The following is a 25,433-nucleotide window of genomic DNA, read 5'->3' as shown; positions in this document are numbered from 1 at the left end:
ATCCGACATTTTCCGAATTGCAACTTTGTTTAAGATGTCGGATTCAAGAATCCGACCTACGGCTTGCTGCCCGTTATTTCTCCGCGCCAATCATGGCTAAAAACTCATGCTCGGTCAGTTTCGGCGTATCGTTGGCCAAATCGTAATACGGTGCTTTGCAGTCGATAAAAATTTGGCTTTCCAGCTCAAAATCGGCGTTATCGGCAAATAATCCCGCATTGATGTAATAATCGTCGCCCACCTGAACAAACAGGTGCGTGCCGCATTGTTTGCAGAAACAGCGTTCCGCCCATTCGGACGAGCGGTAGCGACCGATATGTTCGCTGCCACTAATTTCAGGTTTTTTGGCCGTCAAGGTAAAACTTGCACCACTACCCCAAGTACGGCATTTGCCGCAATGGCAGGCGTGCAGCTTGCGGTCAGCTTCAACTTTTATGGATACAGCACCACACAAGCATTTGGCTTCCATTTCTGCTTCCTTTCTTTTCTGACGGCCTTTCAGGTAGCCCTTACTGCAATTCCGCCAATTTTTGCTCAATCGCTTCTTCAGTCATAAAACTGCACATTTTGTGATTGTTCACCAGCATCACGGGGGCATCGCCGCATGCGCCCATGCACTCGCCTTCCATTAAGGTATAGAGGCCGTCTGAAGTGGTTTCGCCAAAGCCGATGCCGAGTTTCTGTTTCAGGTATTCGGCTGCATTCACACCGCCGCGCAGGGCGCAGGGCAGGTTGGTGCAGACGGTGAGTTTGTATTTGCCTACGGGGGCAAGGTCGTACATATTGTAGAAAGTGGCAACTTCGTAAGCGGCTGCCGGTGCGATGCCGACATAATCGGCCACAAACTCTATGGTTTCGGGCGTGAGCCAGCGTTTTTCTTCTTGGGCAATGCGTAATGCACCCATGATGGCGGAACGGCGTTGGTCGGCGGGGTATTTCGCCAATTCAACATCTATCAGTTTTAAAGATTCTGCGGATAACATTATCGGTCTACCTCTCCGAATACGATGTCTTGCGTACCGATGATGGCTACCACGTCGGCCAACATGTGGCCGCGTGCCATTTCGTCCATGCCTTGCAGGTGGGCAAAGCCGGGCGCACGGATTTTCAGGCGGTAAGGTTTGTTGGCGCCGTCTGAAATCATATAAATGCCAAACTCGCCTTTGGGGTGCTCGACTGCGGCATAGGTTTCGCCTTCGGGCACATGCATGCCTTCGGTAAACAGTTTGAAGTGGTGAATCAAGTCTTCCATACCCATTTTCATTTCGGTGCGTTTGGGCGGCGCGACTTTGTGGTTATCGACAATCACGGGGCCGGGGTTGGCTTTGAGCCATTGCACGCACTGTTTGATAATGCGGTTGGATTCGCGCATTTCGTTGATACGGCACAGATAGCGGTCGTAGCAGTCGCCGTTTACGCCGACGGGAATATCGAAATCGACGTTGGCATAGGCATCATAAGGGGCTTTTTTGCGGATATCCCATTCGATGCCCGAACCGCGCAGCATCACGCCGGTAAAGCCTTTTTGCAGGGCGCGTTCGGGCGAAACCACGCCGATACCGACGGTACGCTGTTTCCAAATACGGTTGTCGGTGAGCAGGCTTTCGTATTCATCTACACAACCGGGGAAGCGTTCGGTAAAGGCTTCGATAAAGTCGAGCATGGTGCCTTCACGGGCTTCGTTGAGCTTTTTCAGCACTTTGGCATTGCGGAATTTGCTCGACTCGTATTTAGGCATGAAGTCGGGCAAATCGCGATATACGCCGCCGGGGCGGAAGTAGGCCGCGTGCATACGGGCGCCGGATACAGCTTCGTATAAGTCCATCAACTCTTCGCGCTCGCGGAAAGCATAGAGAAACACAGTCATCGCGCCGATATCGAGAGCGTGCGAACCAATGCCCATCAGGTGGTTCAGAATACGGGTTACTTCGGCAAACATCACACGGATGTATTGGGCGCGGATAGGCACTTCGACACCGGTCAGCTTTTCTACTGCCAAACAATACGCCTGCTCGTTGACCATCATGGAAACGTAGTCCAAGCGGTCCATATAAGGCAGGGCTTGCAGGTAGGTGCGGGTTTCGGCCAGTTTTTCGGTACCGCGGTGCAAAAGGCCGATATGCGGGTCGGCACGGACGATGGTTTCGCCTTCCAGCTCCAAAATCATACGCAATACGCCGTGTGCGGCAGGGTGCTGCGGACCGAAGTTGATGGTGTAGTTTCTTAATTTATTAGCCACCGTAGTTCTCCTCGCGGACGATGCGCGGGGTAATTTCGCGCGGCTCGATGGTTACGGGTTGGTAAATCACGCGTTTTTCGGCTTCGTCGTAGCGCATTTCTACATAGCCGGAAATCGGGAAATCTTTGCGGAAAGGATGGCCGACAAAACCGTAGTCGGTGAGAATGCGGCGCAAATCGGGGTGGTTGTTGAACAGAATACCGAACAGGTCGAAGGCTTCTCGTTCATACCAATCGGCGCTGTTGTAAATATCGGTAACGGAATCGACAACAGGAAAATCGTCATCTGCCGCCCACACGCGTACGCGGATGCGTTGGTTGTTTTTTATTGACACCAACTGGCTGACTACGGCAAAGCGTTTGCCTTCCCACGGTTCGTTTTTATAGGTGCTGTAATCGACACCGCATAAATCTACCAACGATTCGAAGTGCAGGTCGGCATGATCACGCAGCGTGGTCATGATATTCAGGTAATGCTCGGGTTGGCATTCAACGGTAATTTCATCTAAAGCCAAGATCACTTTGCTTGCTTTATCGCCCAACACGTTTTGGACAACCGGATACAAATCGTTTACGTGCATCTTGTTCTCCTAGTTACGGGCAATGGTGTAAGTGCGTTTGATTTTGCCTTGCAGCTGAATCAGGCCGTAAATCAAGGCTTCGGCAGTTGGCGGACAGCCTGGCACATATACGTCTACCGGCACGATGCGGTCGCAACCGCGCACTACTGAATAAGAATAGTGGTAGTAGCCGCCGCCGTTGGCACAAGACCCCATCGACAACACCCAGCGCGGCTCGGCCATTTGATCGTATACGCGGCGTAAAGCGGGCGCCATTTTGTTGCACAAGGTTCCGGCCACAATCATCAGGTCGGACTGGCGCGGAGACGGGCGGAAAATAATACCGAAACGGTCGAGGTCGTAACGCGACGCACCTGCCTGCATCATTTCTACCGCACAGCATGCCAAGCCGAAAGTTACCGGCCACAACGAGCCTGTGCGCACATAATTCAACACCGTATCCGCGCTGGCGGTTACGAAGCCTTTATTCAAAACGCCTTCTATTCCCATTCCAGCGCACCTTTTTTCCATTCGTAGATAAAGCCCACCGTGAGCACCACAATGAACACAAACATCGACCAGAAGGCAAACTGCCCGTGGGAAACCATCAGGTCTTTAAACACCACGGCCCACGGAATCATGAATGCCACTTCCAAATCAAACAAGATAAACAGAATCGCCACCAAGTAGTAGCGCACGTCGAATTTCATACGCGCGTTTTCAAAAGCCTCGAAACCGCACTCGAAAGGCGCGTCTTTTTCGGCATAATGGCGTTTCGGGCCGAGCACATTGCCCAAAGTCAGAAACACGACACCGGCTATTAAGCCGATGATGATGAATATCAATACAGGTAAATAGTTTGCCAACATGGGTTTACACCTAAATTTGTTTACATAAAATGCTGGTAAATACTTTCCGATTGTATCTAATTTCAAAAACCTTTAAAAGTTGAAGCGTTAAAAAAATGACGAAAAAAGCTAATAATTTCAATGAATTTTCGATAACGATTATCATTAATTAATATTTAATCAATAACCGTGTGCTTTATTTTGTATAAATTTGATTTTTTGTATGAAAAAGTTATTTTCAATAAATTTGATATATTAAAAAATGATGTTATTTGATTAAAAGCTTGAAAGCCTGAGTTTCTAATCAACGTATTTCGTCCATCAACTTAACTTTTACTACGGCATTGCAGCGCCATGTCGTAATACTCACATTGTTTTCGGCTTGCGGCCCTGTATGAAAAATGGTTGATTGACTATAAATACTAAAATCCAACAACGGCTTCCGGTGTCATGAGACAAATAACATGTCAGCCTTTCCAAGCGTGGGAAAGGATTCACTTGTCCGTAAAATAAGGCAGAGGCCGTCTGAATGTTTTCAGACGGCCTCTGCCTTTATAATTAAGACAAGAAAGCTTATACGTTGAAACCTTGGCAAGACCGGTTTTGCTTCCGGTTCTGCCGGTTATCGGCTTTGCCTGTGAGAACAACCCTGCCATGCGGCAAAAGCATTGGGTTAATCAACCATACACCTGATCTTGATTGAGAAACCCGCCGCTTTGGTGCGCCCACAATTTGGCATACAAACCGTTTTTCTCCAGCAATTCGGCATGGCTGCCCTCTTCGACGATACGGCCTTTATCAAGCACAATCAATCTGTCCATAGCGGCAATGGTGGATAAACGGTGGGCGATGGCGATCACGGTTTTGTTTTCCATCATTTTATCCAAGCTTTCCTGAATAGCGGCTTCCACTTCGGAATCCAACGCGCTGGTGGCTTCGTCGAGCAACAGAATCGGCGCATCTTTCAGCATCACGCGGGCGATGGCGATGCGCTGCCGCTGGCCGCCTGAAAGTTTCACGCCTCTTTCGCCCACATGGGCATCGTATCCCCTGCGGCCTTTGGCATCGGAAAGGTTGGGGATGAAATCGGCGGCTTCGGCTTTTTCTGCGGCCTGATACATTTCTGCTTCGGTGGCATCGGGGCGGCCGTAAATGATGTTGTCGCGCACGGAGCGGTGCAGCAGGCTGGTGTCTTGTGTCACCAAGCCGATTTGGGCGCGCAGGCTTTCTTGGGTGATGTCGTTGATGTTTTGGCCGTCGATAGTGATGATACCGCTTTGCGGCTCGTAAAAGCGCAGCAACAGATTAACGATGGTGGATTTGCCTGCGCCCGAACGCCCTATCAGGCCGACTTTTTCGCCCGGTTTGATGGCAAGGTTAAAGCCGTTGAGCAACGGTTTGCCGGCATCATAGGAAAAATCGACATGCTCGAAACGGATTTCTCCGTGCTCCACTTTCAACGGCAGTGCGGCCGGTTTGTCTAAAATGGTTTGCGGTTTAGACAAAGTAACCATGCCGTCATTTACGGTGCCGATGTTTTCAAACAAACGGGCTGACTCCCACATGATGTATTGCGACAACCCGTTCACGCGCAAAGCCATGGCGGTGGCGGTGGCAATCGCGCCTACGCCGACCTGCCCGTTCTGCCACAGCCAAATGCCTAAGGCGGCGGTGGACAAGGTAAGCGACGTATTCACAATAAAATTACAAGTCGACAGCAAAGTCGCCAAACGCATTTGTGCATGCACCGTTACCATAAATTCCTGCATCGACTGCTTGGCATACCGAGCCTCGCGCGCGCCGTGCGAAAACAGTTTGACTGTGGTGATATTGGAATAGGCATCGGTGATGCGGCCGGTCATCAAAGAGCGGGCATCAGCCTGACGCTGTGCGGTTTTCGATAACTTGGGAATCAGCACGCGCATCACGGTGCCGAACGCGATAATCCAACACACGAACGGCAGCAGCAGCCAGCCGTCGAACGCCGCCAGAATCACGCCCGAGCTGATGAAATACACCAGCACATACACCACCATATCGGCCAGCGTCATCACCGTATCGCGCACCGCCAGCGCGGTTTGCATCACTTTGGCAGAAACCCGCCCGGCAAATTCGTCCTGATAAAACCCGAGGCTCTGCCCCAGCATCAGGCGGTGGAAATTCCAGCGCAGGCGCATCGGAAACACGCCTTGCAGGGTTTGCAGGCGCACGTTCGACGCAACGAAATGCCAAAACACGGCAAACACCATCAGCGCGGCCATGCCCGTTAATGCCCGGCCTTTTTCCGCCCACAAAGTTTGCGGCGTGTATGCGCCCAGCCAATCGACCACTTTGCCCATAAATTGGAACAGCAGGGCTTCCATGATGCCGATGCCGACAGTCATCAGAGCCAGCACCAAAATCCAGCCGCGCATGCCTTCCATGCTACCCCACAAAAAACGCCACAAGCCTTTTTCAGGCGTTTTCGGCGGCGTATCGGGATAAGGGTCGATACGGGATTCGAACCAGTCAAATATTTTCTTCATCATACTTTCACTGCTTAATCATAACGGCTTGCGGTTTTTTCAGACGGCCTCAGCGGTTTAAACACCCGATAGGCCGTCTGAAAACTATTTCAACAAATTCTTCAAAGCCAAACGCACGCCTTCGCTCACATCCGTGCCTGCCGCAATGCCTTTTACCGCGGCTTTGGCCTCGCGCTCGTTGTAGCCCAAGGCCAAAAGCGTGCTGACGATATCGTCGGTTTCGTCCGGCGCGGCAGCGGGAGCGAACAGGCCGGCGGCGGTTTGTTCCGACACCAGCTTGCCGCGCAGTTCGAGCACCATGCGTTCGGCGGTTTTTTTGCCGATGCCGGGCGCGGAAGAAAGCCGTTTCACATCTTCCTGAGCCACAGCCTGCGCTAATTCGTCCGAAGTCATGGCCGACAAAATACCCAATGCGGTTTTGGCTCCGATACCGCTTACCTTCACCAACTGGCGGAACGTAGCGCGTTCGGCGGAGGTGGCAAAGCCGAACAGCAAATGGGCATCTTCGCGCACCACAAGCTGGGTATAAAGCTGCACGCTCTCGCCAAGCGGCGGCAGCAGATAAAAAGTCTGCATGGATACATCGACTTCGTAACCCACCCCGCCGACATCAATCACGATTTGCGGAGGTGTTTTTTCGATGAGTTTGCCGGTGAGTCTGCTGATCATGGTTACTTCCGTTGGGTGTGGGATGTTGAGTATGAGATTGAAGTTATGGACAATTCTTACCGAGGTCTTTGCAAAACCGCCGGGTGTGGATGCAGCTCAAGGCGTAGCAGCACAGCGAGTGCAGACACATATATAAGGTATAAGGCTAAGCAAGCGGGCAGCGCACAACGCAGAAATGCGCCGCAAACGGTGGTTTTGCCAAGGTCTTTGGCCGTCTGAAAACCTGTTCAGACGGCCACACATTATACACTTGCCCAAACAAAACGGCCTGCATGATGCAGGCCGTCTGAAAAAGCACAGATTAAAGCGAGGTAAGCAATCTGCCTTTGGCGGTATCCGCATGTTCCTGACGTTGGAACGGGCCGATGCGCACCACATAGTTGCCGCCTTGTTTAACCATAGACACTTTTTCGTTTATGTCGGCTGATTTCAAATGACCGCCGCTGCGCTTCAGATAATCTTGGGCTGCGGCTTTGCTGTTGAAACTTTTCAGATTGACATAGATATTTCGGGCTTCCTGTTGGGCAAACCTTTCCGAAGCATCGCGCCCCGGCACGATCTGCTCCACACGCACTTTGGCCGTACCATGTTGGATAAAGCCTAACTTTTGTGCGGCTGCCTTTGACACATCAACCACGCGGCTGCCATGAAACGGCCCCCTGTCGTTGATGCGCACCACTACGCTTTTGCCGTTGCTCAGATTGGTTACGCGGGCATAGCTGGGAATGGGCAGGGTTTTGTGCGCGGCGGTCATCGCGTGCATATTGTAACGCTCGCCGCTGGAAGTTTTACGGCCGTGAAACTGGCCGCCATACCATGATGCGCTGCCTGTTTGGCTGAACGAAGAGACTTTCTTTAACGGATTGTAGCGTTTGCCGGCTACTTTGTAGCTCATGTTGGCGGATTTGCTGAGTTTCTCCGCTTTGACAACGGCATCGGCTTGTGCAACGGAAGACGTGCCGAACCCGAATACAAGGGCGGCAACGGTTCCCATAAAGAAGTTTCGTTTGGCTTGGGTCAAAACAAATTCCAATTCTCGAGTTGATAGGGTTTTCAGACGGCCGGCCAAGCAGGTTGTGGGGCTGTTATGCGCCGCCTGTATAACCGTTTTGCCGCCATGCTTCAAACAGCATCACGGCCACGGTATTGGAAAGATTCATGCTTCTGCTGCCCGGCAACATCGGCAGGCGGAGTTTCTGCCCTTCCGGCAAAGTGTCGAGTATCTCTGCCGGCAGGCCGCGGGTTTCGGGCCCGAACAGAAACACATCGCCTGCTTTAAAAGCTGCCGCATCGGGGCGGGTACTGCCTTTGGTGGTCAGCGCGAAAATGCGCCGTCCCGATAATGCTTTCACGCAATCGTCGAAATTTTCGTGTACGGTAATTTTGGCGAATTCGTGATAATCCAGCCCTGCCCTTTTCATTTTGCTTGAGTCCAACGGAAAACCGAGCGGCTTCACCAGATGAAGATCGGCGCCGGTATTGGCGCACAAGCGGATGATGTTGCCCGTGTTGGGCGGGATTTCAGGCTGGTATAAAACAACAGTAAACATATAAATCAATCATTTAAGGTTCGGCACTATGCCCTAATCCGGCAGGTGCGTCAAAAAATTTTCACTATTTTTTCATTTGAACAGAAGCCAATGCCCAGCAAAAAACGGCTGAAGCCCCCGCCTTTCTTAAGGTTGCGGCCAATGCCTCAAAAGTGGCGCCTGTTGTGGTTACATCATCGACCAGCAGAATCTTACGGTTTTTAACATGTTGATTATGCTCATGATTTATTACAAAGGCATGGCGGACGTTTTTTCTGCGCTCTTCGCGCTTCAATGTGCTTTGCGGCACATGATGCCGTCTGAAAACGGTGTAACGGGGCAAAACGGGCAGCCTGTAATGCCTGCCGACCGCTTCTGCCAGCCCTTCCGCTTGGTTAAAACCGCGAAACAGCCGCCTTTCTTTGCTTAAAGGCATGGCCATAACGGCATCTATATCTTCATGCGCCAACCATAGGGGAGCATGATCCAGCATCAAGGCCGACAAGGGGCGTTGCATACTCAAATCGGCTTGATGTTTGAACGCATGAATCATGTTGCTGACGGGCGGTTCGTAATAAACCGACGTCCACAATTTTTCAAACGGCGGCGGTTTCTGCTGGCATTGCCCGCATAACGCCGCGCCCACGCTGGTTTGCGTGCAGGAAGGGCAGATATTGGCGGAATCGGTGCGGCATTGCGCCAAATCAGACGCACAACCTGCGCACAGGCCGTCTGAAACGGCGCAAGCATGGCATAATACGCAACGTCCGGCACGCTGCCGCCGATTACGCCACCATGAAAGAATATCCATGCAACATACACCCAAGAAAGTTTATCTGATACACGGCTGGGCGGCAAACCGTCATGTTTTCGACGACCTGATTCCGCGCCTGCCCGACGAATGGGATATCCAAGCCCTCAATCTGCCCGGCCACGGCGACGCACCTTTTCACGGCGGGTTCGACGTGGCCGCCGCTGCCGATGCTTTCGCCGCACACATCACCGAACCGGCCTACCTGCTCGGCTGGTCGCTGGGCGGACTGGTGTCGCTGTATATGGCCGCCCGCCATCCCGAAAAAGTGCGCGGCCTGTGCCTGACGGCAAGCTTTGCCCGCTTTCAGGCCGCGCCGGATTATCCCGAAGGTTTGAAAAATCCCGCGCTGGCAAAAATGATCGAACTGTTTGAGCAAGATTATCATAAATATATGAAACAGTTTCTTCAGTTGCAATTTTTATATGCAAAAGACCAGCACTCGGTATTGGAAAAAGTGTTGCCCGATATTGTGAAACACGGCGCACCTTCGGCTCTGCAAGCGGCGCTGGACGCGGTGGCCGAAGCGGATGCGCGCGCTTTTCTTCCGCACATCAACGTGCCTTCGCTGCTGATTTTCGGTGCCAAAGATTCCATTACCCCGCCGCGTATGGGCGAGTATCTGCACCGCCTTCTGCCGCAAAGCCGGCTGCACATCATAGAAAAAGCCGCCCACGCTCCTTTTTTAACGCAGGCGGCTGAATTTGCCCAAATACTGACAGACTTTGTGGAGCGGCCTGAATCCGCTTCAACATAAACAGTGCTGCAATACGGTTTCAAATATACGCTTCGCAATATTTTCAGACGGCCTCAAGCACTTTCATTCCGCGCATCAGGCCGTCTGAAAACGTTTATTTCAACACCACTTTAATCCAGCGGCTGACCCATTGTTTCTGTTTTTGCTCCATCAAAACAACGGAAGGGGCAAAGTGTTCTTTCGGCATTTGGGCGAATTCAAACACTTTGGGCAGCGGCGTGCCTTTTACGGCGGGATACACCCACATTTCAGACGGCACGGCTTTTTGCACCTCGGCACTTTGCAGATAAGCCACCAGTTTGGTAGCCAGCGCAGGCTGCTTGGTTCCGCGCAATACGGCCGCACCTTCCACCTGACGGAACACGCCGCCTTTCAAAAACAGATTGCCGGTAGGCGGCACGGTATATTTGCCTTTGCTGAAATGCACCTCGGCTGCGGGGCTGGTGGCATAACTCACAATCAACGGGCGCGAACCGCCGTTTTGGGTGAAATCGGTGTAATAAGCGTCGCTCCAGCTTTTGGTTACTTTCACGCCGTTTTTACGCATATCGGCCCACCATTTGAATGCCTGATCTTCACCCAAGCCGCCGATATTGGCCATCAGGAAAGAGAGGCCGGGGCTGGATGTGCCGGGATTGGGCGTAACCAGCAAATCTTTATAAGCGGGCTTGGCCAAATCTTCGAGAGATTTCGGCAACGGCAGCTTTTTCTCGTCGAACCATTTTTTATCGTAATTCAACACAACATAGGCGTAATCCACCGCCACCGCACCGGGCAGGGAAGCGTTTGCCGGCACCGATGTAGGCTGCTTGTCGGCCAAGATTTTGCTGTGCAACGCTTTGGTAATGTTGGCATTGTCCAAACCGTACACCGCATCGGCAATCGGACGGGCGCGGCTCAAGATCAGTTTGTTGAGCATCTCATTGGCGCTGCCGGCTTCAATCACGGTAACCTTGGCGTTGTGGTCGCGCTCGAATTTGGCGATGGTTTCTTTGGGTAGGCTGAACGAGCTGTGTACTGCCAGCCTCACTTCTGTTTGGGCGGCTGCTGTTGCAGCAAACAGTAACGCGCCGATTCCCAACAAAAAAGTATGTTTTATTTTCATTTCATATTGTCCGTATCATAATGGTGTGTATTGTGGAATCATGACTTTGAACATGGCCGCGGCCTGCGGCTTTCAAAATCTCCGAACCCGCCGGTTTTTATCATTTATTCAACTTTTTAAACTGAAAAAACGTTTGCAAAATATTTTAAATACTATGATTTGTCAAACTATTTGGTTGTTCGACCTCGACAACACCCTGCATCACGCCGATGCCGGAATCTTCACGCTGATCAACCGCAGCATGACCGCCTATCTCGCCGAAAAACTCGGTTTGGACGAACAAACCGCCTCGAATGTGCGGCAAGACTACTGGCACCGCTACGGCGCCACGCTTGCCGGCCTGCAAAAACACCACCCCGAAATCTGTATCGACGACTTTCTGCGCCGCTGCCATCCGCTCGATGCCATTTTGCCCGCCCTCGTGCCCGTAGAAGGCGCGGTAGAAACTTTAGGCCGTCTGAAAGGTCGAAAAGCCATCTTTTCCAATGCCCCGTCGTTTTATGTGCAGGCACTGGCAGAGGCGATGAATATCACGTCTTGTTTCGATGCTTTATACGGCACCGACGATTTCGGCCTCTTGTACAAACCCCATGCCGATGCCTATCTCAACGTATGCGCCATGCTCGGTACAACGGCAGAATGCTGCATTATGGTTGACGACAGCGCCGACAACCTCCACGCAGCCAAACAACTCGGTATGCGCACCGTTTGGTTCGGCAAACAGGCACACCCGCTGCCTTTTGTAGATTGCGCCGCCGCCGACATGCCCGCGCTGGCCGAATGGGCATCGCAGTGTGCATGATGCCCGGCTATCTATCGGATTACATTTTGATTAAAATAGCATCATAACTATCTCTCCCATTATTCTTTCATTAAGGAAACATCATGCGTCATCTTGCCCTTCTTGCCGCACTTGCCACATTGGCGGGCTGTTCTTGGGAAACTTACCAAACCGCCGACGGTCATACCGCTTTAAGACAAAAATATGAAACCGGCACACCCGTGGTGTATCAAGACGGCACTTATTCGCGCAATATGCGCCACAACCAATTCCGCCCCGAACAGCGTGCCGTTACCTCTCAACACAACGAGCACGACATCCGCGGCACGCATTGGCAAAAACCGCATATGTCTTCAGGCAGCAGCGTGCCGGTTAACGGCGCAACGCCCGACACCGCACAATAAACAACATCTACCAATCAGGCCGTCTGAAACACAGTGTTCAGACGGCCTGCAATCCCATCATTACGATTCTTTATTTTTTAGAGAAACATCATGAACCCATCCTCCCTGCACATCGTCATTCTCGCAGCCGGCAAAGGCACGCGCATGTATTCCAAACTTCCCAAAGTGTTGCACGAAATCGGCGGCGAACCGATGGTTCAGCGCGTTATCGACACTGCCAGCAGCCTTCATCCGCAAAGCATCAGCGTCGTTATCGGCCACGGCAAAGAGCAGGTTTTGGCGCGGGTCAACCGCGATGTGAACTGGGTGGAACAAACCGAACAGCTCGGCACCGGCCACGCCGTCAAAATGGCCTTGCCGCACCTGCCTAAAGAAGGCCGCACGCTGGTGCTTTACGGCGACGTGCCGCTCACCGATGCAGACACCCTGCAAAAACTGTTGGATACCGCCGGCAACGAAGTCGGCCTGCTGACCGACGTGCTCGACGACCCCACCGGCTACGGCCGCATCATCCGCGACGGCGGCAAAGTGGTGGCGATTGTCGAAGAAAAAGATGCCGACGACTCCCAAAAAGCCGTAAAAGAAACCAACACCGGCATTCTCGTGTTGCCCAACGCCAAACTCGAAGGCTGGCTGAACAGCCTTTCCAGCAACAACGCCCAAGGCGAATACTACTTAACCGACCTGATTGCACTGGCCAATTCAGACGGCATCGCCGTACATCCCGTGCAGGTTTCCGCCTCTTACTTGGCCGCCGGCGTAAACAACAAAGTGCAGCTTGCCGAATTGGAGCGCATTTTCCAAAACAATCAGGCGCAAGCCTTGCTCAAAGCCGGCGTTACCCTGCGCGACCCCGCCCGCTTCGATTTGAGAGGCCGTCTGAAACACGGCCAAGATGTCGTGATTGATGTAAACGTGGTGATTGAAGGCGATGTCGAATTGGGCGACAACGTAGAAATCGGCGCACATTGCGTCATCAAAAACGCCAAAATCGCCTCCGGCACCCAAATCGCCCCCTTCTCGCACCTCGAAGGCTGCGAAGTCGGCGAAGATGCCCGCATCGGCCCGTTCGCCCGTTTGCGCCCCAACGCCAAGCTCGATGCCGAAGTGCATATCGGCAACTTCGTCGAAGTGAAAAACACCGTGATGGGCAAAGGCAGCAAAGCCAACCACCTTACCTACTTGGGCGATGCCGAAATCGGCGGCAAAACCAATATCGGCGCAGGCACCATCACCGCCAACTACGACGGCATCAACAAACACAAAACCCATATCGGCGACGACGTGCGCATCGGCTCCAACGTCGTGCTCGTGGCCCCGGTTAAGCTGGGCAACAAAGTTACCGTCGGCGCAGGCAGCTCGATTACCAAAAACTGCGAAGACAACACCCTCGTCCTAGCCCGCGCCCGCCAAACCGTGATTGAAGGCTGGATACGGCCGGAGAAAAAAGAAAAATAAAGTCGGGAAACCTATCCCAACCGCATGACAATCTTACGGTAATGCCGTCTGAAAATGAACTTTTCAGACGGCATTACCGTTCTTCACACCGAAAAAAATCATCAACAAATATTACCTTTTTCAACCGTTGCCCGACACAAGTCGGTTTGATAAAGGGGCTGACGTAGATTAGCAGTCATGATAGGCTGCCAAAATGAAGATAACCCACTGTAAGTTAAAGAAGAGTCTGCAAAGAAAACTGCTTGAATATTTTGTATTGGAGGTAACCGCACGTTCTGCTGCCGATATCTTGGGTATTCAGCCCAATACGGCTATTCTCTTCTACCGTAAAATCCGTCTTGTTATCAGCCATCATTTGGCTTTGGAAGCAGATCAGGTTTTTGAGGGCACTATAGAATTGGATGAGAGCTATTTCGGCGGTAAGCGTAAAGGAAAGCGCGGTAGGGGAGCAGCAGGTAAAGTGGTGGTTTTCGGTATCCTTAAACGTGGAGGTAAGGTTTATACGGTTGTAGTGAATAATGCCCGAAAGGAAAGTTTATTTCCTGTTATTACAAGGAAAATTACACCTGATAGCGTAGTTTATACGGACTGCCTGAGCAGTTACGACGTGTTGGATGTCAGCGGTTTTCACCATCACAGGATTAATCACAGCAAAAAGTTTGCCGACCGACACAACCATATCAACGGCATTGAGAATTTTTGGAATCAGGCGAAACGTGTCTTGCGCAAATACAACGGAATTGACCGAAAATCTTTTCCTCTGTTCTTGAAAGAATGTGAGTTTCGTTTTAACTTCGGGACACCAAAGCAGCAGTTAAAAACTTTGCGGCTTTGGTGTGGTGTTTAGGGCTAATCTACTTCAGCCCCTTATTTTAATGAGGAGAAAATATCCTTTTGATGATCAATTACAAGTCATACCAACCCGGAACTATCTACACCTTTATGGTTCTTTATTTCACCGCAACCGCTATCCGGATTATTTACCGACACCAAGGCAAATTCCCATACCTTTATTGTATGGCCAATGCCTTGGTGCCGATGGCAAAACCTTTACATCTGAAGCATTATCTGCCGACCGCAGGATAAACAGAACGGAAAAAGGATTGGATATATCCAAGTTCAACACCCAAACGGGTAGGGCTGCAACTTTATCTTTCCTAACCGATTCCGATAAACCATGCAGTCGGGAGACGGTATATGCAGTATATGAAAATGAAAAAAGATTAAGATAGATTAGTCTGCTTGCCTTTGATGCACAGATTAGGTGGACTAAAACGGCAGGGCTGAAAGAAAACGGAGAGAACATTTCTGTTGCCGATATTGATTTCCGCACAGATAATGGGATATTCAGCAAGTATGCGGCAGCTCTGCACCAATCGGATAAGAATATTTTTAATGAATATTCAAATATATACGAAAAACAGCAAACTATCCTGCCAGAACCCTATCCAATCGTTTGAATGGTTTTTACCGGTGCTTTCTCCCGCATGCCGTCTGAAAGTCAGACGGCATGTTTTTCATCAACCACTTGATACTAAGGAACAATTATGTGCGGTATCGTCGGCGCCATCCGCGCCAACCACAATGTAGTGGACTTTCTCACCGACGGCTTGAAACGCCTCGAATACCGGGGTTACGACTCTTCGGGCATCGCCGTCAATTCAGACAACAAAATCAAGCGTGTGCGCCGTGTCGGCCGCGTCGCCCTGATGGAAGAAGCCGCCAAAGAGCGCGGCATGTTCGGCCATATCGGTATCGGCCATACACGCTGGGCCACTCACGGCGGCGTTACCGAACCGAATGCCCACCCCCATATTTCGAGCGGCACGATTGCGGTGGTTCACAACGGCATCATCGAAAACTTTGAAGAAGAACGCGCCCGCCTGCAAAAACTCGGCTATGTGTTTGAATCGCAAACCGACACCGAAGTGATTGCACACAGCGTTACCCACGAATATCTGCAAAACGGCGATTTGTTCGCTTCGGTACAAGCCGCCTGCAAACGCTTCCACGGTGCATTTGCCATTGCCGTGATGGCGCAGGACAACACCGACCACATGGTAGTGGCGCGTATGGGCTGCCCGCTCTTGGTGGCCTTCGGCGAAGACGAAACCTTTATCGCATCCGATGTTTCCGCCGTTATCGCTTTCACCCGCAACATCGCCTATCTTGAAGACGGCGATATCGCTCTTTTGAGCAGCAACGGCATAGAAAAACTGATTGATAAAAACGGCACACCCGCCGAGCGCAAAGTGAAAGTATCCGAACTGTCGCTGGCTTCGCTCGAACTCGGCCCGTACAGCCATTTTATGCAGAAAGAAATCCACGAGCAGCCGCGCGCGATTGCCGATACTGCCGAAGTGTTTTTGGAAGGCGGTTTCGAGCCGGAGAACTTCGGCGAAAAAGCACGCGAAGTGTTCAATGAAATCGACAGCATTAAAATTTTGGCCTGCGGCACATCTTATTATTCTGCATTAACCGCCAAATATTGGCTGGAAAGCATCGCCAAAGTGCCGACCGATGTCGAAATCGCCAGCGAATACCGCTACCGCGACGTAATCGCCAACCCCAAACAACTGGTGATTACCATTTCCCAATCGGGCGAAACCCTCGACACCATGGAAGCCTTGAAATACGCCCAGTCGCTCGGCCACAAACACAGCCTTTCCATCTGCAACGTGATGGAATCCGCCCTGCCGCGCGAAAGCAAATTGGTGCTGTACACCCGTGCCGGTGCCGAAATCGGCGTAGCGTCCACCAAAGCCTTTACCACTCAATTAGTAGTATTGTTCGGCTTGGCCGTTACCTTGGGCAAAATGCGCGGCCACGTTTCTGATGCCCAAGCCCACAGCTACACCGAAGAACTGCGCCAACTGCCCGGAAGCATCCAGCATGTGATGAATCTCGAGCCGCAGATTGCCGCTTGGGCACAAAAATTCGCTTCTAAAAACAGCGCATTGTTCCTCGGCCGCGGCATTCACTACCCGATTGCGCTCGAAGGTGCGTTGAAGCTGAAAGAAATCACCTATATCCATGCCGAAGCCTACCCCGCCGGCGAACTGAAGCACGGCCCGCTGGCCTTGGTGGATGAAAACATGCCGGTGGTGGTGATTGCGCCCAACGATATGCTTTTGGACAAAGTGAAAGCCAACATGCAGGAAGTCGGCGCGCGCGGCGGCGAACTGTTTGTGTTTACCGACCTCGACAGCAACTTCAACGAAGACCAAGGCGTGCACGTTATCCGCACCCCACGCCATGTCGGCGTGTTGTCTCCGATTGTTCATACGATTCCGGTGCAACTTTTGTCTTACCATGCCGCACTTGCTCGCGGCACCGATGTAGATAAGCCGCGCAATCTGGCTAAATCGGTTACGGTGGAATAACATTTAACCGCTTTAAAACCCATTGAGGCCGTCTGAAAAACCATTTTCAGACGGCCTCAATGGGTTTTAATATATCCGACATTTTTTATTAAGAAAACGTATAGAAACAATTTATTTTGCATTGCTGTTGAGACCTCTGCAAAACCGCAAAATATGGATGCAGTTCGATGCGTATAGCCAATCAACACATTTTGATTAAGCGTCTAAAGTTTATTTGGGCTGGCAAGCAGTATATTCCACACATCAACAGCTCAAAACATGCAGGATGATTCTTTTTATAACAACATGAATTTACATAATTACCCGTACACGTTTTCTGCGGGTTGCCACACAACACATCCGCTCTTCAGCCTGACAAACTTTTTATTAACAAATAAACAAACAGATCGAAATAGAATAAATAAGTTTAATCAAACAAATTTCTTTTGAGAAACCGTTTAAATTATTTTAAGAATTTATTAGGTCGATTTATGCAATTAATATAAAAAACATTCAAGTTAATATGTTTTTATGCAGAAATCCTATAAATACAGGGCAAAATAATGACGAATAACTGTAAAACATTGCATCGTTAACTTTAACCCTAATTTAAAATTAAATAAAAAATGGCAACACACAGAAAACCTATAATAATTTCTATATTTAATATCAAATTCACTATCTATCATGCTCTCACGCTTATTAATTATCTGTTTTCTTTTGTGCCTTCCTATTGCGATTGCCCTATTGTCGCAGCAAATGACCAGAACGGTTGAGCCGCCCAAGCTGCCTTCTTCAGTAGTGCAAGTAAAGCTCAATACCCGTCAACACATTCGTGCCGAGCGGTTGCCCGATCAGGAAGTACCGGCGTTTTATACTCCGCGCTCAGTCAAACACATCAATCCTCTGGATGAAGGTGAATACAACCCCAATCCGTCACCGAACAAAAAATAAAAAAACAAATACGCCGCACCTTATCAACCCTTCGATCGAAAGACCGTCAGTCTATGGATTACAACAAGCGTAAAAAACTGCTCGAAATGCCTTCTACCGCGCGCTGGCGCATTGTGGGATGGATTTTACTGACCACTGCATTGATGATTTTGATTTTGATCTTAACCGCACGCTCGATTTTTATCCGGCAGGTGCATGTAGAAGCCAATATGGCGATTATCCAAGAAGTGCAGGAATTTAATGCCTTTGCCAAAGAAGCTGTCGACCCCCGTACCCATAGGCCGTTTTCTTCCATTACCGGCTTGATGGAGCGTTATCTCGAACGCCAAACACCCGACAGAGGAGAAGCCTTCATCGCCATTACACCCACGGATGTGTTGGTGGTAGATAACGCCGGTAACGATGCCGGCGAACGTTTAGCAGCCAACCGCGAACGATTAAATGCCCTTTTGGACAGCCCCAAAAATTCAGGTCTGGAAAGAACGCCCGACGGCCAATTGCGCTGGGGTAAAAGCGTGATCGAAGGCCAAGGCCAAAGAGGGGTTTTATTGGTTGCGCAGTTTGTGAAAAACAATATTGATGCCGTTCACCGCAATATGCTGATTTTATTCGGTGTTATGTTGGGCGGCCTGCTGTTGACCGCATTAATCGCCTGGCTGGTGGCCGGGCAGATTCTGGCGCCAATCAAGCGTTTTACCCGTTTTTCCGAAAATATCGATGCTTTCAATTTAGATACCCGCCTGCCGGAAGATGAAGGGACGGAAGAGCTTTCCCGTTTGGCACGTTCGCTAAACAATATGCTTGACCGCTTGGGTAACGCCCATCTTGAGCAAAAGCATATTCTCTATGCCGTTCTTCAACAAATACAAGAGCATACACATACTTTGCAATATCTCGAACGCCAATATCCGGCAGATTCTTCCTTACCGCCTTTATTTAAAGAAATGTTGGAGAATATGCGGCGTCTGAGCCGTAACTTGGAACTGCTGCTCGAGAGTGGCAATCCTGATTTTCTGCATTATCAGAAAACCAAACTGGATGACATGACCTACCGTTTGGCCAAGCAGTTACGCGATATGTATCCTGCACACAAATGGGAAGTGGCCGAGGTAGCGAATATCCATGTGCCTATGGATCCCCAACGTATTTTGCTGGCTATGCACCACCTTGCCCACAATGCCACCGAACACGATGATTCCGGCGAAGCCATCGAGCTGGGTTCTTCTATCCGGCACCTGCCCGACGGCAATTCTATGGCCAGCTTTTGGATAGTCAACCAAGGACTGCCCTTAAGCGACGAAACAGTAGCCGCAGTATTTGAACCTGCTGTCCACAAACATGACCCGAGTAATGCAGATGCCCCGCGTATGGGTATCGGTTTGGCAGTGGTTAAGGCGCTTGCACATGCCCACGGCGGTTATGCGTGGGTGGAGTCAGGCTCCGAACGCGGTACGGTTTTCGGTATCGACATCCCGCTTACCCGCCTCTCTGAAGCAGGTAAAGCGGAAAATGTTCAGGCAAAAGCCATTGAAGCAATGCAGCAGGAGCAATAAATGCGTGAAAACAATTCAGGCATGGGCGGTTTGCCGCCCAAACAATCGGATTCGGTGTTTTACCGCACCCGTTCATCGCTAAACCTACAAGATGCGCGTCAAACAAAAAAATCAGATACCGAACGCCAACAGGCGGAGCCGACATTTTTTGAACGTTTGGCGCTGCTGAAAAAAGACTTTACCCGCAAACATCTGGTTGCCGTGATTGCGGCTACCGCTATCGTGCTGATGATTATCTGGTGGGTAAGCATATCTGTGGAAGGTGTCGGAGGTGCAGACGCGCTGAGTACAGAAGGTGCGGTAACGCTGTCGGTGTTTGCAATGGCGGTGTGGTTTTGGATTTTCACCAACATCGACGACACTTATGTTGCTTTGGGTGCAGCCATTTTGCTCGTCTTCATGGGCGTACTGCCCGAAAAAGCCTTGTTCGACACCTTGGGAGACGATACGGTTTGGCTGCTGCTCGGTGCCTTTGTGATTGCTGCCGGAATCACATCCTCGGGCTTGGCCACACGCGCCGCTGCATTTATCGTTACCGGCGCACAAAACGCCCGCCAGTTAATGCATTTGAGCAGTGCCGCATTGGTCGCCACGGCTTTTGCCGTTCCCTCCACATCGGGGCGTGCGGCTCTGGCCATGCCTGTGTTCGTGGCATTGGCTTCCGTATTGCGTAACCGCCCGTCGCTGGTCTTATCGCTCGCTTTGCTGTTTCCGTCTGTTATTCTGCTTTCGGCGGTAGGTTCGTACTTAGGTGCGGGCGCACATCTGATCACCAGCCAGATTCTGGCCGCCAGTGATTTTCCTTCGTTTTCTTTTACCAACTGGATGCTGTACGGCTTGCCGTTGGCTGTGGTGTCCAGCGTGATCTGCGTTGAGCTGATTCTGATGCTGTTTACATCCAAAAAAGACAGGGCCATGCAGCTGAGTATTTCGGCCAACGACCTGCAAAGCCATACCACCATTCCCATCAAGGGCAAATTAACACCCGCGCAAGTAAAAGTTTCTTGGCTTGTCGGCATTGTTATCGTGATGTGGTGTATGGAACCCGTGCATGGAATCCACCCTGCCGTTATCGCACTGGCGGGCGGGCTGATTATGAGCAGCAACAGTCTCGGCGTGGTCAGCTTGGGCAAAGCACTCAAATCGGTACCGTGGTCGTTGCTGATTTTTATGGCGGCAACTTTGGCGATGGGATCGGCGTTGGTTACATCAGGATCGGCTGCTTGGGCGGCCGGCAGTATGCTCGGTTCGATAAAAAGCACCGGCACCACGGCAGCCGTATTGTTTACCGTAACGATCGTGTTGATTTCAACCGTTGCCCATCTAGTTATCCAATCACGCTCGGCACGCTCCGCAGTGCTGATTCCGATTGTGGTATCGCTTGCGCCCGAAGTAGGGGTTTCCGCCGTGGCAGCCGCCTTTGCATCCACAGCCGCTGCGGGCTTCTGTCATACACTCAGCAGCTCGGCCAAGCCTATGGCGCTTTATGCAAAATTGGAAGATATGCCGACTTATTCGGCCAAAGACCTGTTGCGGTTGAGTGCATGGCTCGCTCCTATCAGCGTGATTCTTGTTCTGCTTTTCACATTCTTCATCTGGCCGATGATCGGAATGCCTCTGTTTGTTCAACCCTAAAATAAAAACGATCGATTTATGCTCACAAGGGGATGTTTAACCGTTGCTCGTTTAACGGGTAATGATTTTATTTGCGGATAGCGTCCGAAAACGCCCATACGCGCAGAATGCAGGCAGGCTTGTTCAGACGGCCGCGGACTTATCCGATTTATCTGAGGAGTACATTTTATGAACACATCCATCCCGCAACATATTCTGGTTGCACCGGCCGGCTTTAAAGAATCGCTAGATGCCAACTCGGTAGCCAAAGCCATCTCGGCAGGCGTGCGCCGTGCCATTCCCGGCGCTTATATCAAAGCCATCCCCATGCCCGACGGCGGAGAAGGAACCGCTGCCATGTTGGCCGAATCCACCGGCGGCAGATTGGTTTACCAAACCGTTGTAGGCCCGGTCGGCGAACCGGTTGACTCGCATTTTGCCTTATTGGGCGGCAACTCCAAAGGCGTGGCCGTTGTTGAAATGGCTGCCGCGGCAGGTTTGCGCTTGGTTCCGAGAGACATGCGCGACCCGACCATTACCACTACATACGGCGTAGGCGAGCTGATTTTGGCAGCGTTGGAACACGACATCCACACCATCCTGATAGGTTGCGGCGACTCGGGCACCAGCGACGGCGGCTTAGGCGCATTGCAGGCATTGGGCGTTAAAATTACCGATGCTTCCGGCCAAGAGTGCGGTTACGGAGGCCGCCATCTCGCCCAAGTGGATAAAATCGACATGAGCGGCCTGCCTCCCGCACTACGCGACGGCAAAGTTAAAATCGTGATGGCTTTAAACGCCCACAACATTCTCACCGGCGAGCGCGGCGTAGCACGCGTGTTCGGCCCGCAAAAAGGTGCCACGCCTTCGCAGGTCGAAGAACTGGAACGCGGCTTTCTCAACTGGGCCGAAAAACTTTCGCAATATTGCCTGCCGCAAGCCCAATCGACAGACTTTTTCAAAGGTGCGGGCACCGGCGCATCGGGCGGATTGGGCGCAGGTTTGGCCGCTATCGGCGCACAACTCGTCTCGCGGTTTGAAGCACTGCTCGACTCCGGTTTGGCCGGTTTCGATTTGAACAGCCTGCTGAAAAAAGCCGATTTGGTTATCACGGCGGAAGGTGCCATCGATTTTCAGACACCGCGCGGCAAAGTACCCGCCGAAATTGCATGGCGAGCAGGCAATATCGGCGTGCCTGTTGTGGCTTTGGCCGGCACATTGGGTAAAGGCGCGCAAGACGTTTACGATATCGGTATTGACGCCATTGCCTCTATCGTGCCGATTCCGATGAGTCTCGAAAGGGCGATCGACGAAGGCGAAAGGTTACTGATCGAAGCCACCGAGCGTTTAACACGCACCCTCCTGCTCGGGGCGGCAATGGCAACCCGCCGCATGAACAAAGAAAATTATGAATGGTAAATAAGCCGGCAAGCAAACAACCGCCCGCCGCTTGCAACACTTCAAAACCGAAGCGGCGGAAACGGGCCAACCGATAAACGGTTTTATCTTGGTTTTTTCCTTGCTGCTTAAGATATGCTGAGATGAGACCTTTGCAAAACCCTCAGATTGTGAGTTTGAGTGCTGCACTCTGACCGCATAACCAACCGGCTTAAACTAAGATGTACGTTCGTTATAGTCGAGCTTACCCGGGTATAACGAACGTACTATTTTTTAAGTTCGCTTTGGATTTAGGGTGTTGCGACACGGGCGGGTTTCAGGTGGACGTTTTCTGCTTGGGTTTGGCCGTCTGAAATATGAAAGTCGGCCTGCTCCCAAACATCATTCAGCAGCTGGCGGTAGTTTAAGGTGTAGCTGCCGGCTTCCAGTTTAAACACGGTGAAATCGGCGGCAGGCGGAATATACAGTGTGCGGATGGCGTTTTTTTGATCTGCCGGATAAATCTGTACAAACACAGCCGAGCGGTTGGTGCCGTTGTTGATTTTCACCATACCGTTGCCGTGTTCGGCCAAAACGGGATAGCCTGCCAAATATTGGGCAAATTCGGGGTAAGACGCCGCAGCATCTTCGCCGCCGCGTGTTTGCGGCATATCGGATACGGCTTGGCGCTGTTGGTCTGCCAGCCAAAACAATCCCCCCAACACCATCAGAAAAAACACCAACCCCAACCACAAACGGCGTTTATGCAGGGTTTGATGCAGCACATTATCTGTTTCAGAATCTGTTTCAGAATCTGTTTCAGACGGCCTTGATGCGGGCGGTGCTGCCGAGTAGTCTTCTTCGGCAGTCGCTACGGTATTGACAGTATGGCCATGCTTTTGCGCGGCTATCCACTCATCGTGGGCGCGGCGTTGGTCGGGGTCGGAGAGTACCGCATACGAGCGGTTGATCAAGCTCATGATGCGGTCGGCATCAGGGTTGTCGTGATTTTGATCGGGGTGGTATTTCTTGCAGAGCGAGCGGTAAGCTGCGCGAATCACTTCAATCGGCGCATCCTGCGAAACTTTAAGATTGTCGTAATGGGTGCGTATTCGCTTCGACATAGTGCCTGCTGAAAATCGATTGGGATGGAATGAAAAAGTGATTATATAGCAAAGCCCTTGAAAGGCGATTGAATATGGCTGCTTAACTTAACTTTTACTACGGCGTTGCTGTCTTGTATGTAAGATTAAGTTGATTGACCATATTAGAGTGCGGATTTCATAAACATTGCAGCCGGAGTTGTCTGCTCCGGCTGCAAAATAAAGCGGCAAAGTATCTGCCCATACGGCAAACCGCTCTGATGCTTAGAAGGTTTTTTCCAGCGTAACAAACCATTGTTTGTTTTGACGGGAATAAAATAAGGGAATATTGCTGTCGATTTTCTGATATTGGAAATTCAACTTGGGCGTAATCCCGTAAACATGCAGGCTGCGGTGCCACACGGCGATATTGGCCTGATATTCTTTATCGCGGCGTTTAACGGCGAAAAACTGGTTGGGCGCATCGAAACGGCGGTGGGTATAGCGCAGATTGACCCGTGTACTCAAGCCGTTTTGCCATTCTTTCAATACGCCTGTCCGCACGCCTTGGCGTTTGGACGATTCTTGCGCGTCTTTCGCATGTTCGCGGCCGTAATCCACACCGCCGTAAACCATCAAATTGGCTTTGGGCAGCCATGCCGCAGTTAGGGAAGCATTGTTCAGACGGCTGTCGAAACGTTTAGACTGATAATCGCGGGCATAGCGTTTCTGCACATGGCTTAACGAACCGACAACCTGCCAATTGTCGTTCAGCCAGCGACCGTATTGGGTGGATGCGCCGAAATTGCGGCTGTATGCTTCGCCGCCCAAACGGTGATAGCCTACGAAAGGCACGGCTGAAAACCATTGGCGGATTTGCTGGTTTTTATAGCCCGCTCCAAAACGAACGCTTTGTTCGCTGTAATCGCGGTTATCCCAATACCACACGCCGTCGAATGATGCCTGAGTGGTGAGATAGTGGTTGCCGGTGAGGCTCCAATCACGGTCGGCAGAAAAATTGTAGCTCAAGCCGTTGGCGGTTTTCGGAAGGGAATCTTGATTGCGCTCCAAGCGTTTTCCGCCGGGCGTATCGATATAACGCGCAGAAGAAGCGTTGTTTACGTTGTCGTTACGGGTATATTGCATGCCGGCATTGATTTCCCAGCCTTGCTGTTTCTGAATGCGGGCAAGGTAGATATCGGCAAGCGCACGCGCTTGGGGCGAAATATCGTCTGCCTTTACCCGCTCGAATTGGTCTTTGGCGGCCTGATATTGCTTGTTTTCATACAGCATGCCTGCCAAGTCGAAACGCACATAGCTCAAATCGGGATGTGCGGCAATGATGCGGCGGTAAGCGGCAATGGCTTGGGGATGTTTTTTTTGTGCGCGCAGCAAAGCACCGTTTGCATAGTCGTATAACACGGCATCGTGCTGCGGCAGGCTGCGGTAAAGCGGCAGCAAAGCTTCCAGCAACGGCCAATTCTGACCGTGTATCGCCTGCTCGATCAGTCTGGCGGTGAGTTCGGGATTTCGGCGCAAATCGCTTTCATCAAGATGCACCGACTCCGATTTTTCGGCCTTACCCGTTTGAACCGAAGCCGCTACTTCGGGCTTATCTGTTTGAGGCTCGGCAATGTTTAATTGATTGTCGCCGAACAATGGCGGCGGAGGCGGCGGGGGTGCATCGGCCAGAGCTGCCGCCGATACGCCTGTCGACAATATGATAAAAAGATATTTATACATGGTTTATTGTCCGAAAGGCCGTCTGAAACGGTTCAGACGGCCTTTTTACTTGGTTTGGTTAAA

24 protein-coding genes are annotated in these 25,433 nt (G+C 51.3%); 10 read left to right on the top strand and 14 right to left on the bottom strand.

The window, feature by feature from the left end; all coding sequences use genetic code 11:
* Positions 1–73 precede the first annotated feature (73 nt).
* The 11 genes from LVJ88_RS00285 to LVJ88_RS00235 form a co-directional block, all read right to left on the bottom strand.
* Positions 74–469: a GFA family protein gene (locus tag LVJ88_RS00285; RefSeq protein ID WP_085418535.1), complete on the bottom strand. Its 396-nt coding sequence runs from the start codon at positions 467–469 to the stop codon at positions 74–76.
* Between the two features lie 40 nt (positions 470–509).
* Positions 510–983, bottom strand: coding sequence for an NADH-quinone oxidoreductase subunit NuoE (gene nuoE / locus LVJ88_RS00280; RefSeq protein WP_054599411.1), 474 nt, complete (start codon positions 981–983; stop codon positions 510–512).
* Positions 983–2,239 (bottom strand): NADH dehydrogenase (quinone) subunit D, encoded by a 1,257-nt coding sequence (nuoD, locus tag LVJ88_RS00275; protein WP_085358685.1) that lies wholly within the window; start codon positions 2,237–2,239, stop codon positions 983–985. Before nuoD ends, nuoE begins: the two co-directional genes overlap by 1 nt.
* Positions 2,232–2,819 carry an NADH-quinone oxidoreductase subunit C gene (locus LVJ88_RS00270; RefSeq protein WP_054599409.1) on the bottom strand — a complete coding sequence of 196 codons (588 nt, stop codon included), beginning with the start codon at positions 2,817–2,819 and terminating at the stop codon, positions 2,232–2,234. The genes nuoD and LVJ88_RS00270 overlap by 8 nt, the downstream gene beginning before the upstream one ends.
* Before the next feature lie 9 nt (positions 2,820–2,828).
* Entirely contained in the window at positions 2,829–3,308 is a 480-nt protein-coding gene (locus LVJ88_RS00265; protein WP_009115715.1) for a NuoB/complex I 20 kDa subunit family protein, read from the bottom strand.
* A complete protein-coding gene (locus tag LVJ88_RS00260) occupies positions 3,299–3,667 on the bottom strand; it encodes an NADH-quinone oxidoreductase subunit A (RefSeq protein ID WP_054599408.1) in 369 nt (122 codons plus the stop codon). The genes LVJ88_RS00265 and LVJ88_RS00260 overlap by 10 nt, the downstream gene beginning before the upstream one ends.
* A gap of 656 nt (positions 3,668–4,323) precedes the next feature.
* Positions 4,324–6,174 carry an ABC transporter ATP-binding protein gene (locus tag LVJ88_RS00255; RefSeq protein WP_085418536.1) on the bottom strand — a complete coding sequence of 617 codons (1,851 nt, stop codon included), beginning with the start codon at positions 6,172–6,174 and terminating at the stop codon, positions 4,324–4,326.
* 81 nt (positions 6,175–6,255) lie between these two features.
* Positions 6,256–6,840, bottom strand: a complete 585-nt coding sequence (ruvA, locus tag LVJ88_RS00250) for a Holliday junction branch migration protein RuvA (RefSeq protein ID WP_085358691.1) — start codon at positions 6,838–6,840, stop codon at positions 6,256–6,258.
* Between the two features lie 301 nt (positions 6,841–7,141).
* A complete protein-coding gene (locus tag LVJ88_RS00245) occupies positions 7,142–7,861 on the bottom strand; it encodes a septal ring lytic transglycosylase RlpA family protein (protein WP_085418545.1) in 720 nt (239 codons plus the stop codon).
* A gap of 64 nt (positions 7,862–7,925) precedes the next feature.
* Positions 7,926–8,390 (bottom strand): tRNA (uridine(34)/cytosine(34)/5-carboxymethylaminomethyluridine(34)-2'-O)-methyltransferase TrmL, encoded by a 465-nt coding sequence (gene trmL, locus LVJ88_RS00240; RefSeq protein WP_054599405.1) that lies wholly within the window; start codon positions 8,388–8,390, stop codon positions 7,926–7,928.
* A 64-nt stretch (positions 8,391–8,454) separates the two neighbouring features.
* Complete coding sequence (locus tag LVJ88_RS00235) at positions 8,455–9,180, bottom strand: ComF family protein (protein ID WP_085418537.1); 726 nt, start codon at positions 9,178–9,180, stop codon at positions 8,455–8,457.
* Here LVJ88_RS00235 and bioH point away from each other — a divergent pair.
* Positions 9,179–9,937: a pimeloyl-ACP methyl ester esterase BioH gene (gene bioH, locus LVJ88_RS00230; RefSeq protein ID WP_085418538.1), complete on the top strand. Its 759-nt coding sequence runs from the start codon at positions 9,179–9,181 to the stop codon at positions 9,935–9,937. The two genes, LVJ88_RS00235 and bioH, sit on opposite strands and share 2 nt — an antisense overlap.
* Positions 9,938–10,031: 94 nt before the next feature.
* On the opposite strand, the gene LVJ88_RS00225 is transcribed toward bioH, so the two are convergent.
* Positions 10,032–11,042 (bottom strand): thiamine ABC transporter substrate-binding protein, encoded by a 1,011-nt coding sequence (locus tag LVJ88_RS00225; protein ID WP_085356612.1) that lies wholly within the window; start codon positions 11,040–11,042, stop codon positions 10,032–10,034.
* Between the two features lie 154 nt (positions 11,043–11,196).
* Between LVJ88_RS00225 and LVJ88_RS00220 the strand changes: the two genes are divergently transcribed.
* The 9 genes from LVJ88_RS00220 (at position 11,197) to LVJ88_RS00180 (ending at position 22,587) form a co-directional block, all read left to right on the top strand.
* Positions 11,197–11,844 (top strand): pyrimidine 5'-nucleotidase, encoded by a 648-nt coding sequence (locus LVJ88_RS00220; protein ID WP_085418546.1) that lies wholly within the window; start codon positions 11,197–11,199, stop codon positions 11,842–11,844.
* Between the two features lie 83 nt (positions 11,845–11,927).
* Positions 11,928–12,227 carry a spore cortex protein gene (locus LVJ88_RS00215; RefSeq protein ID WP_085418539.1) on the top strand — a complete coding sequence of 100 codons (300 nt, stop codon included), beginning with the start codon at positions 11,928–11,930 and terminating at the stop codon, positions 12,225–12,227.
* 90 nt (positions 12,228–12,317) lie between these two features.
* Positions 12,318–13,685, top strand: coding sequence for a bifunctional UDP-N-acetylglucosamine diphosphorylase/glucosamine-1-phosphate N-acetyltransferase GlmU (gene glmU / locus LVJ88_RS00210; protein ID WP_085418540.1), 1,368 nt, complete (start codon positions 12,318–12,320; stop codon positions 13,683–13,685).
* A gap of 193 nt (positions 13,686–13,878) precedes the next feature.
* Positions 13,879–14,532, top strand: a complete 654-nt coding sequence (locus LVJ88_RS00205; RefSeq protein WP_085417784.1) for an IS1595 family transposase — start codon at positions 13,879–13,881, stop codon at positions 14,530–14,532.
* A gap of 700 nt (positions 14,533–15,232) precedes the next feature.
* A complete protein-coding gene (glmS, locus tag LVJ88_RS00200) occupies positions 15,233–17,068 on the top strand; it encodes a glutamine--fructose-6-phosphate transaminase (isomerizing) (RefSeq protein ID WP_085356606.1) in 1,836 nt (611 codons plus the stop codon).
* A gap of 738 nt (positions 17,069–17,806) precedes the next feature.
* Positions 17,807–18,001: a hypothetical protein gene (locus LVJ88_RS00195; RefSeq protein WP_085358707.1), complete on the top strand. Its 195-nt coding sequence runs from the start codon at positions 17,807–17,809 to the stop codon at positions 17,999–18,001.
* 53 nt (positions 18,002–18,054) lie between these two features.
* Positions 18,055–19,554: a sensor histidine kinase gene (locus LVJ88_RS00190; RefSeq protein WP_244694173.1), complete on the top strand. Its 1,500-nt coding sequence runs from the start codon at positions 18,055–18,057 to the stop codon at positions 19,552–19,554.
* Positions 19,555–21,189, top strand: a complete 1,635-nt coding sequence (locus LVJ88_RS00185) for an SLC13 family permease (RefSeq protein ID WP_198941582.1) — start codon at positions 19,555–19,557, stop codon at positions 21,187–21,189.
* 168 nt (positions 21,190–21,357) lie between these two features.
* On the top strand, positions 21,358–22,587 hold the full coding sequence (locus LVJ88_RS00180) for a glycerate kinase (RefSeq protein ID WP_085418697.1): 1,230 nt from the start codon (positions 21,358–21,360) through the stop codon (positions 22,585–22,587).
* A 269-nt stretch (positions 22,588–22,856) separates the two neighbouring features.
* Here the strand turns inward: LVJ88_RS00180 and LVJ88_RS00175 are convergent, their stop codons facing one another.
* Positions 22,857–23,669, bottom strand: coding sequence for a J domain-containing protein (locus LVJ88_RS00175; protein WP_085418698.1), 813 nt, complete (start codon positions 23,667–23,669; stop codon positions 22,857–22,859).
* Between the two features lie 243 nt (positions 23,670–23,912).
* Positions 23,913–25,370 (bottom strand): surface lipoprotein assembly modifier, encoded by a 1,458-nt coding sequence (locus tag LVJ88_RS00170; protein ID WP_054599390.1) that lies wholly within the window; start codon positions 25,368–25,370, stop codon positions 23,913–23,915.
* Between the last annotated feature and the right edge of the window lie 63 nt (positions 25,371–25,433).

The sequence above is a fragment of the Neisseria dumasiana genome (assembly GCF_022870885.1).
Lineage (GTDB): Bacteria > Pseudomonadota > Gammaproteobacteria > Burkholderiales > Neisseriaceae > Neisseria > Neisseria dumasiana.
Note: the sequence above shows the minus strand (reverse complement) of the source record. Positions and strands in the feature narration are given on the sequence as shown.